The 9,016-nt window shown below is 72.2% G+C and carries 6 protein-coding genes; 1 reads left to right on the top strand and 5 read right to left on the bottom strand.

All coding sequences use genetic code 11. From position 1 onward, the window contains the following. Nucleotides 1-88 precede the first annotated feature (88 nt). From ABZZ17_RS39410 to ABZZ17_RS39430, 5 genes are all read right to left on the bottom strand, one after another. Nucleotides 89-1,681, bottom strand: coding sequence for a Na+/H+ antiporter (locus ABZZ17_RS39410; RefSeq protein WP_356884109.1), 1,593 nt, complete (start codon nt 1,679-1,681; stop codon nt 89-91). A gap of 219 nt (nt 1,682-1,900) precedes the next feature. Then, a complete protein-coding gene (locus tag ABZZ17_RS39415) occupies nt 1,901-2,380 on the bottom strand; it encodes a GNAT family N-acetyltransferase (RefSeq protein WP_356884111.1) in 480 nt (159 codons plus the stop codon). Continuing rightward, nucleotides 2,377-3,318: an RluA family pseudouridine synthase gene (locus tag ABZZ17_RS39420; RefSeq protein ID WP_356884113.1), complete on the bottom strand. Its 942-nt coding sequence runs from the start codon at nt 3,316-3,318 to the stop codon at nt 2,377-2,379. The genes ABZZ17_RS39415 and ABZZ17_RS39420 overlap by 4 nt, the downstream gene beginning before the upstream one ends. A gap of 52 nt (nt 3,319-3,370) precedes the next feature. Beyond that, nucleotides 3,371-3,937 (bottom strand): signal peptidase II, encoded by a 567-nt coding sequence (gene lspA / locus ABZZ17_RS39425; protein WP_356884115.1) that lies wholly within the window; start codon nt 3,935-3,937, stop codon nt 3,371-3,373. 186 nt (nt 3,938-4,123) lie between these two features. Beyond that, a complete protein-coding gene (locus tag ABZZ17_RS39430) occupies nt 4,124-4,951 on the bottom strand; it encodes a TraR/DksA C4-type zinc finger protein (protein ID WP_356884117.1) in 828 nt (275 codons plus the stop codon). A 582-nt stretch (nt 4,952-5,533) separates the two neighbouring features. Here ABZZ17_RS39430 and ileS point away from each other — a divergent pair. Continuing rightward, nucleotides 5,534-8,680, top strand: a complete 3,147-nt coding sequence (gene ileS / locus ABZZ17_RS39435) for an isoleucine--tRNA ligase (protein WP_356884119.1) — start codon at nt 5,534-5,536, stop codon at nt 8,678-8,680. Nucleotides 8,681-9,016: the final 336 nt, after the last annotated feature.

Consider the following 9,016-nt stretch of genomic DNA (forward strand, 5'->3'; position numbering starts at 1 on the left):
CCGCGTACTGGACGTACTTGGCTTTCGCCCGGTGCGGCGAGAGCGCGTGCCAGGCGTCGCGGGGCAGACGGGAGTTTGACGACAGGCCCTAGGAGCTGCGCAGGCTGCGCACGTCCAGGTGGCGCAGTACGCGGTCCACGATCTCCGGGTCGGAACCGGGCTCGCTGCGCGCGGCCAGCACCTCGTGGCGGGCGGCGGACATCATCTCCCGCTGGATGCGCTGGATGTCCCGGATGCGTTCGACCCGCTGCGCGTAGGCCTCGCGCCGTTCCTCGTCGACCATGTCGGGGCTGATCCTGGCCCCGACGTCGTACGCGCGCCGGTACAGGGTCTCGACGAGGTCCTCGGGCAGGTCCTCGACCTCCTCGATCTCCTTGAGCCGGCGCTTCGCGGCCTTCGCGGCGCGGATCGCCAGCCGCCGCTCGCTCTCCCGTTCGGCGTCCACGTCCGCCTCCACCTCCAGCCGCCGCACCAGCCAGGGCAGCGTCAGCCCCTGGCACACCAGCGTCACCATGATCACCGCGAAGGCGATGAAGACGATCTCGTCCCGGCCGGGGAAGGGCTCGCCGGCCTCGGTGTGCAGGGGGATGGCCAGGGCCAGGGCCACCGAGGCCACCCCCCGCATCCCGGCCCACCACATGACCACGCTCTCCCGCCAGCTCAGCGGGATCTCCTCGTCGTAGTCGCGCCGCCGGTGCATCTTCTTCGCCAGCCAGCCCGCGGGCAGCAGCCAGACGAGCCGCACGCCGACGACCACGGCGATGACGACGGCCGCCCAGCCCGTCATCTCCCAGACGCGGCCCCGCGCGACCGCGAAGACGTTGTGCAGTTCGAGCCCGATCAGGCCGAACGCCACGCCCGTGACCAGCATGTCGACGACTTCCCAGAAGGTGTGGCCGGCGAGGCGGCCCAGCACGTCGTCGGCGTCCGACGCGTACTCGGCGAGGAACAGGGCCGTCGTCAGCACGGCCAGCACCCCCGACCCGTCCAGTTCCTCCGCGACCACGTACGCCACGAACGGCACCAGCAGGGTGAGGCCGATCTGGAGGGTCGCGTCCCCCAGCCGTCCCATGAGCCGGTTGGTGGCCCAGCCGAGCCCGAGACCGACGGCCACGGCCACGACCGCCGACAGCACGAACTCGCCGAGCGCGTCGGGCCACGAGAAGCTGCCGCTGACGGCGGCGGCGACGGCCACGTGGTAGAGCACGATGGCGGTGACGTCGTTGAACAGCCCCTCGCCCTCCAGGATGGACACCATCCGGCGCGGCAGGCCGAGCGACCCGGCGACGGCGGTGGCGGCGACCGGGTCCGGCGGGGCGACGAGCGCGCCGAGGGCGACCGCGGCGGCGACCGGCAGCCCGGGCACGACGGCGTTGGCCACGGCGGCGACCGCGGCGGTGGTCACGAAGACGAGGGCGACGGCCAGCAGCAGGATCGGCCGGACGTTGGCGGCGAACTGCCGCCAGGAGGTGCGCTGGGCGGACGCGTACAGCAGCGGCGGCAGCACCAGCGGCAGGATGTACTCGGGCGGGATGTCCACGTTGGGCACGGCCGGCACGAGTGCCAGCCCGATCCCGCCGAGGGTCATCAAAACCGGCGAGGGCAGCCCGAGCCGGTCCCCGAGCGGAACGGTGACGACGGCTCCGAGCAGCAGCACGAACAACAGGGCGAGCTGATCCACTCCCCCACCCTGCCAGCCCCGCCCCGCCCGACCCCCCGCCGCCGCACACTCACCCGCCCCGAATCAACCCACACCACCCCGACCCCACCGGCCAATCCCAGCCCCGCCGGCGTTTGAGGCGCGGTGGCCCGGGGGCAGCGCCCCCGGCAACGGCGCCGCACCGACCCACCGGCACCGCCCACCCGGCCGGCACCGGTCAGGGCCGCACCCCGCCCCGGCTCACCGCCCGGCCAGGGCCCCCCGCATGGAGCGGTGCGCAATCCCCGCGTCCTCGAACTCCGCCCCGTAGGCCACGTACCCGAGCCGCTCGTAGAAGCCGAGCGCATGCGTCTGCGCGCCCAGATCGACCGCGGCCAGCCCGAGCCGCTCCGCCTCCGCCTCGATCGCGCGGACGAGCGCCACGCCGACGCCGAGCCCGCGCGCGGCCTTGGTGACGGCCAGCCGCCCGAGGGAGCCGACCTCCGGCGAGCCGGTCTTGTCCAGGGCCTCGGGCCCGTACAGCAGCCGGCCGGTACCGAGCGGTTCCCCGTCCGGCCCGGTGGCCAGCAGGTGCAGCGCGACCGCGTCGTAGGCGTCGTACTCCAGGGACTCGGGCACGGACTGCTCGACGACGAACACCTCGGTCCGGACGGCGAAGCAGGCGGCCAGGTCGGCCTCCGACGAGGCGACGCGGACGGTGAAGGGGGCGGCGGCCGTCACTGACTCTCGGCCCGGATCACGTCCAGCGCGTGCTGCAGGTCCGCCGGGTAGCCGCTCTCGAACTCCACCCACTGGCCGTCCGACGGGTGCTCGAAGCCCAGCCGCACCGCGTGCAGCCACTGCCGGGTGAGCCCCAGCCGCTTCGCGACGGTCGGGTCGGCCCCGTAGGTCAGGTCGCCGACGCAGGGGTGGCGGTGCGCGGACATGTGCACGCGGATCTGGTGCGTGCGCCCGGTCTCCAGCTTGATGTCGAGCAGCGAGGCCGCGCGGAAGGCCTCGATCAGGTCGTAGTGGGTGACGGAGGGCTTGCCCTCCTGGGTCACGGCCCACTTGTAGTCGGCGTTCGGGTGGCGGCCGATCGGGGCGTCGATCGTGCCGCTCATCGGGTCCGGGTGTCCCTGCACCAGCGCGTGGTAGCGCTTGTCGACCACGCGCTCGCGGAACTGGTTCTTCAGCGAGGTGTACGCGCGCTCGGACTTGGCCACGGCCATCAGGCCGGAGGTGCCGACGTCGAGGCGGTGCACGATGCCCTGGCGCTCGGAGGCACCGGAGGTGGAGATCCGGTAGCCGGCCGCGGCGAGGCCGCCGATGACGGTGGTGCCGGTCCAGCCGGGGCTCGGGTGGGCGGCGACGCCCACCGGCTTCATGATGACGACGATGTCGTCGTCATCATGGACGATCTCCATGCCCGGCACCGGCTCGGCGACGAGCTCGACCGGGCGGGGCGGCGTGGGCATCTCGACTTCGAGCCAGGCGCCGCCGTGCACGCGCTCGGACTTGCCGACGACGCTGCCGTCGACCGAGACCTTCCCCTCCGACGCCAGTTCGGCCGCCTTCGTCCGGGAAAATCCGAACATACGGGCGATGGCGGCGTCGACGCGCTCGCCTTCGAGGCCATCGGGAACGGGCAGGGTGCGGATCTCGGGAATCGTACTCACCTGTCGAGTATGCAGGACTCGGCAGAGCGGGATTCCCGCGAGCGCCCCGCGATCAGTCCTTGTGGACGGTGCCGTCCGGGTCCAGGCCCTTGAACGACAGCAGGACGATCAGGATGCCGCCGCACACGATCGCCGAGTCCGCGAGGTTGAAGACGGCGAAGTGCGCGGGGGCGATGAAGTCGACGACCGCGCCGCGGAACACGCCGGGCGAGCGGAAGATCCGGTCGGTGAGGTTGCCCAGCGCACCGCCCAGCAGCAGGCCCAGCGCGATCGCCCACGGCAGGCTGTAGAGCTTGCGCGCCAGCCGCACGATCACCACGATCACGGACGCCGCGATGCAGGTGAAGATGATCGTGAAGGCCTCGCCGAAACCGAAGGCGGCTCCGGGGTTGCGGACCGCCTCGAACTTCAGCAGGTCCCCGATGATCTCGATCGGCGGCTGGTGCTCCAGCCTCGCCACGACCAGCATCTTGCTGCCGAGGTCGAGCAGGTACGCGAGGGCCGCCACCACGAGCAGCGCCACGATCCGCCGGTGCCCCCTGGGCGCGTCCGGCTCCGCCTGCGCCTCGGCGCCGTCCCCGACCTCCGGCGTACCGATGATGCGCTCCGCCTCTGCCACGTGAGTCCCTCGAACTAGCTCGAACCAGGTTGCCGAACACAGCCGCGCCAGGTTCCTGGACCCTGACTGGTACACGAGGGTACGTCAGGGTGCGCGCGGGCGCCCTGGCCCGGGCCGCTTCCCGCGCCCCGGGGCGTCCGGGCCCACCTGCGGGGACCGCGCCCGGCGGGATCCGGACGGGACGGCCTAGTGCCGCCGCTCCTGCTTCTGCTTGCAGTCCACGCACAGCGTGGCCCGTGGGAAGGCCTGCATCCGCGCCTTGCCGATCGGCTGCCCACAGTTCTCGCAGAGCCCGTACGTGCCCGCCTCCAGCCGTTCCAGGGCCCGCTCGGTCTGCTCCAGCATCGAGCTGGCGTTCGCCGCGAGGGCGAGCTCGGACTCCCGGGTGATGTTCTTGGTGCCGGTGTCGGCCTGGTCGTCGCCCGCGCCGTCGCCCGAGTCCCGCATCAGGCCCGAGATCGCCACCTCGGAGGCGTCCAGTTCGGCGCGCAGCCGCAGCACCTCCGACAGCAGCTCGGTGCGGGCGTCCTCGACCTCCTGGGGGGTCCAGGGGTCCTCTCCGGGGCGTACGGCGAGCTCTCCCGGGGCAAGGGGCGCGGTGGCGCGCGCCTTGGGGAGCCCGCTGGTGGCGGCCGTGGCCGCCTTCCTCGCCGTACCCGCAGTCTTCTTGGCAACCACTTTCCGAGCTCCCGTCTTCTGCGCGGCCGGGGCCGCCCCCTCGGCCGCGGCCGCCTTGGCCGTGGCCTTGCTCGTGGTGCGCTTCGCGGCGGGAGCCCCGGCGGTCCGGGCCGCCTTCGCCGCCGTGACCGTCTTGACGGTCTTGACCGTCTTGACCGCCTTCGCGGCCTTCGCGGCCGAGGCCTGCTCGACCCCGTCCGTCCCGGCCGCGGCCTTCTCGGACACGGCCTTCTTGGCCGGGGCCTTCTTCGCGGTCGCCTTCTTGGCGGTCGTCTTCTTCGCGGTCGTCTTCTTGGCCGGAGCGGCCCGCTCGGCGGCAGGCGTGGAGCCTGGCACAGCAGCCACCTCCTGTGTCGCCGTCTTCTTCGCCACCATGGCCGCGGCCCCTTTTCACATACTGTGATCTTGTTTGTGAATCGTGCCGGAACGATAAATCGGCTCCGACCCCACGGCAACGGGGCACGCGTCCATCGAGGTCAACCTGCATCCGTTGTGCCCAGCGGGACGCCCGGTAATCCGCCCCGCCCGCCCCGGTGGATCCCGGACCGGCCCGTCGGCCCATTCGGGTCATACCGGCACCCGCCCCGCGCCCCGCCGCCGACCGGCGTAAACCGGTCTGCCGAGCCGTGCCCCGGCCCGTACACTGGGCCCAGCGAGAGGCATGGATGGGGACGAGTAGCGTCGGACGCAGCCAGGAGCGACCCGGGGACGGTGAGAGCCCGGGGGCGAGCGCGATGCGAAGGATCACCCCGGAGCCGCCGGAAGAAAGCCCGCAGGGCCAGTAGAACCGGCTTCGCACCCCAATGAGGGGGCCATCGGACACGTCCGGCGGCCAAGGAGGGTGGTACCGCGGGAGCCGCACGCGCTCTCGTCCCTCCGGACGGAAGTGACACCCCGCCGGAGGAAGAGTTCAGCCTCATGACCACACCGCCGCAGTACCGCCCGGTACCCGCCCAGGTCGACCTGCCTGCCCTTGAGCACGCCGTCCTCGACTTCTGGCGCGAGAGCAAGACCTTCGCCAAGACCCTGGAGCAGTCCGAGGGCCGCCCCGAGTGGGTCTTCTACGAGGGCCCGCCCACCGCGAACGGCATGCCCGGCGCGCACCACATCGAGGCCCGCGTCTTCAAGGACGTCTTCCCCAGGTTCCGCACCATGCGCGGCTACCACGTCGCCCGCAAGGCCGGCTGGGACTGTCACGGCCTGCCCGTCGAGCTCGCCGTCGAGAAGGAACTCGGCTTCAACGGCAAGCAGGACATCGAGGCCTACGGCATCGCCGAGTTCAACGACAAGTGCCGCGAGTCCGTGACCCGCCACACCGACGCGTTCGCCGAGCTCACGACCCGGATGGGCTACTGGGTCGACCTGGACGACGCCTACCGGACCATGGACCCCGAGTACGTCGAGTCCGTGTGGTGGTCGCTGAAGGAGATCTTCAACAAGGGCCTCCTCACCCAGGACCACCGCGTCGCCCCCTGGTGCCCGCGCTGCGGCACCGGCCTCTCCGACCACGAGCTGGCCCAGGGCTACGAGACGGTCGTCGACCCCTCCGTCTACGTCCGCTTCCCGCTGACCTCCGGCCCGCTCGCGGGCGAGGCGGCCCTCCTGGTGTGGACGACGACCCCGTGGACCCTGGTGTCCAACACCGCCGTCGCGGCCCACCCCGAGGTCACGTACGTCGTCGCGACGGACGGCGAGCAGAAGCTGGTCGTCGCCCAGCCGCTGCTGGAGAAGTCCCTCGGCGAGGGCTGGGAGGCCACCGGCGAGTCCTTCACCGGCAAGGAGATGGAACGCTGGACCTACCAGCGCCCCTTCGACCTGGTCGAGTTCCCCGAGCCGGCGCACTACGTCGTGAACGCCGAGTACGTCACGACCGAGGACGGCACGGGTCTGGTCCACCAGTCCCCCGCCTTCGGCGCCGACGACCTCGCGGTCTGCCGCGCGTACGGCCTGCCCGTCGTGAACCCGGTCCGCCCCGACGGCACCTTCGAGGAGGACGTCCCGCTCGTCGGCGGCGTCTTCTTCAAGAAGGCCGACGAGAAGCTCACCGCCGACCTCGACGCGCGCGGCCTGCTCTTCAAGCACATCGCCTACGAGCACAGCTACCCGCACTGCTGGCGCTGCCACACGGCCCTGCTCTACTACGCGCAGCCGTCCTGGTACATCCGCACCACCGCCGTCAAGGACGCGATGCTGCGGGAGAACGAGAAGACCAACTGGTTCCCGGACTCCGTCAAGCAGGGCCGCTTCGGCGACTGGCTGAACAACAACATCGACTGGGCGCTGTCCCGCAACCGCTACTGGGGCACCCCGCTGCCGATCTGGCGCTGCGAGGAGGACCACCTCACCTGCGTCGGCTCCCGCGCCGAGCTGAGCGAGCTGTCCGGAACCGACCAGTCGCAGCTGGACCCGCACCGCCCGTACATCGACGACGTCACCTTCCCCTGCACGCACGAGGGCTGCGCCCTGACCGCCGTGCGCGTGCCGGAGGTCATCGACGCCTGGTACGACTCGGGTTCGATGCCGTTCGCGCAGTGGGGCTACCCGTACAAGAACAAGGAGATCTTCGAGAAGCGCTACCCGGCGCAGTTCATCTCGGAGGCCATCGACCAGACCCGCGGCTGGTTCTACACGCTGATGGCGGTCGGCACCCTCGTCTTCGACAAGTCCTCCTACGAGAACGTGGTCTGCCTCGGCCACATCCTCGCCGAGGACGGCCGCAAGATGTCCAAGCACCTCGGCAACATCCTCCAGCCGATCCCGCTGATGGACCAGCACGGTGCGGACGCCGTCCGCTGGTTCATGGCGGCCGGCGGCTCCCCGTGGGCGGCGCGGCGCGTGGGCCACGGCACGATCCAGGAGGTCGTCCGCAAGACGCTCCTCACGTACTGGAACACGGTCGCCTTCCAGGCCCTGTACGCCCGCACCTCCAACTGGGCGCCCTCCGCCTCCGACCCGGCGCCGGCCGACCGCACGGTGCTGGACCGCTGGCTGCTGTCGGAACTCCACACCCTCACGGCCGAGGTCACCGAGGCGATGGAGTCGTACGACACCCAGCGCGCGGGCAAGCTCCTCTCCTCCTTCGTCGACGACCTCTCGAACTGGTACGTCCGCCGCTCGCGCCGCCGCTTCTGGCAGGGCGACGCGGCCGCGCTGCGCACCCTGCACGACGTGGTCGAGACGGTCACCCGGCTCATGGCCCCGCTGACCCCCTTCATCACGGAGCGGGTCTGGCAGGACATGATCGTTCCGGTCTCCCCGGAGGCCCCGGAGTCGGTGCACCTGTCGAGCTGGCCGGAGTCGGACGCGTCCCAGGTGGACCGGACCCTCTCCCAGCAGATGCTGCTGGTACGCCGCCTCGTGGAGCTGGGCCGCGCGACCCGCGCGGAGTCGGGCGTCAAGACCCGCCAGCCGCTCTCGCGCGCGCTCGTCGGGGCCGTCGGCTTCGACGCCCTGTCCCCCGAGCTCCAGGCCCAGATCACGGAGGAGTTGAACGTCTCCTCCCTGGCCTCCCTCTCGGAGGTCGGCGGATCCCTGGTCGACACCACCGCGAAGGCGAACTTCCGGGCCCTGGGCAAGCGCTTCGGCAAGGGCGTGCAGGACGTCGCGAAGGCGGTGGCCGCGGCCGACGCGGCGGCGCTGTCGCTGGCGCTGCGGGCCGGCTCCGCGGAGGTCGAGGTGAACGGTGAGACCGTGGCCCTCACCCCGGAGGAGGTCATCATCACGGAGACCCCGCGCGAGGGCTGGTCGGTGGCCTCGGACTCGGGCGCCACGGTGGCCCTGGACCTGGAGATCACCCCGGAGCTGCGGCTCGCGGGCCTGGCGCGTGACGCGATCCGCCTGATCCAGGAGGCCCGCAAGAACTCCGGGCTGGACGTCGCGGACCGGATCTCCCTGCGGTGGTCCTCGCCGGACGCGGAGGTCGTGACGGCCCTGACGGACCACGCGGCGCTCATCGCCGACGAGGTCCTGGCCACCGACTTCGCCACGGGCGAGGCGGACACCTCCTACGGCGCCCCGTTCACGGACGAACCCCTGTCCCTGACGTTCCGCCTCCGCAAGGCCTAACCACCACAACCCCCGGACCGGCCCGCACCCCCTCCCGGGGGGTGCGGGCCGTTCCGTTCCCCGCCCACCCAACCAAGCCCCGCCGGCGTTTGAGGCGCGGGGGCCCGGGGGCAGCGCCCCCGGCAACGGCGCCGCACCCGCACGGGGTCCCAGCGGAGCCCACCCCACCCCAACCCCGCCGGCGCTTGAGGCGCGGGGGCCCACCCCAGCCTCGCCGGCGTTTGAGGCGCGGGGGTCCGGGGGCGGAGCCCCCGGCAGCGGCGCCGCACGCGCACGGGTCCGGGCGGAGCCCGGGGAACGGAGGAAGGGCGGGGCGGGGAGCTGCACCGCGCAGCG

It is taken from the genome of Streptomyces sp. NPDC006512, from assembly GCF_040611935.1.
GTDB lineage: Bacteria > Actinomycetota > Actinomycetes > Streptomycetales > Streptomycetaceae > Streptomyces.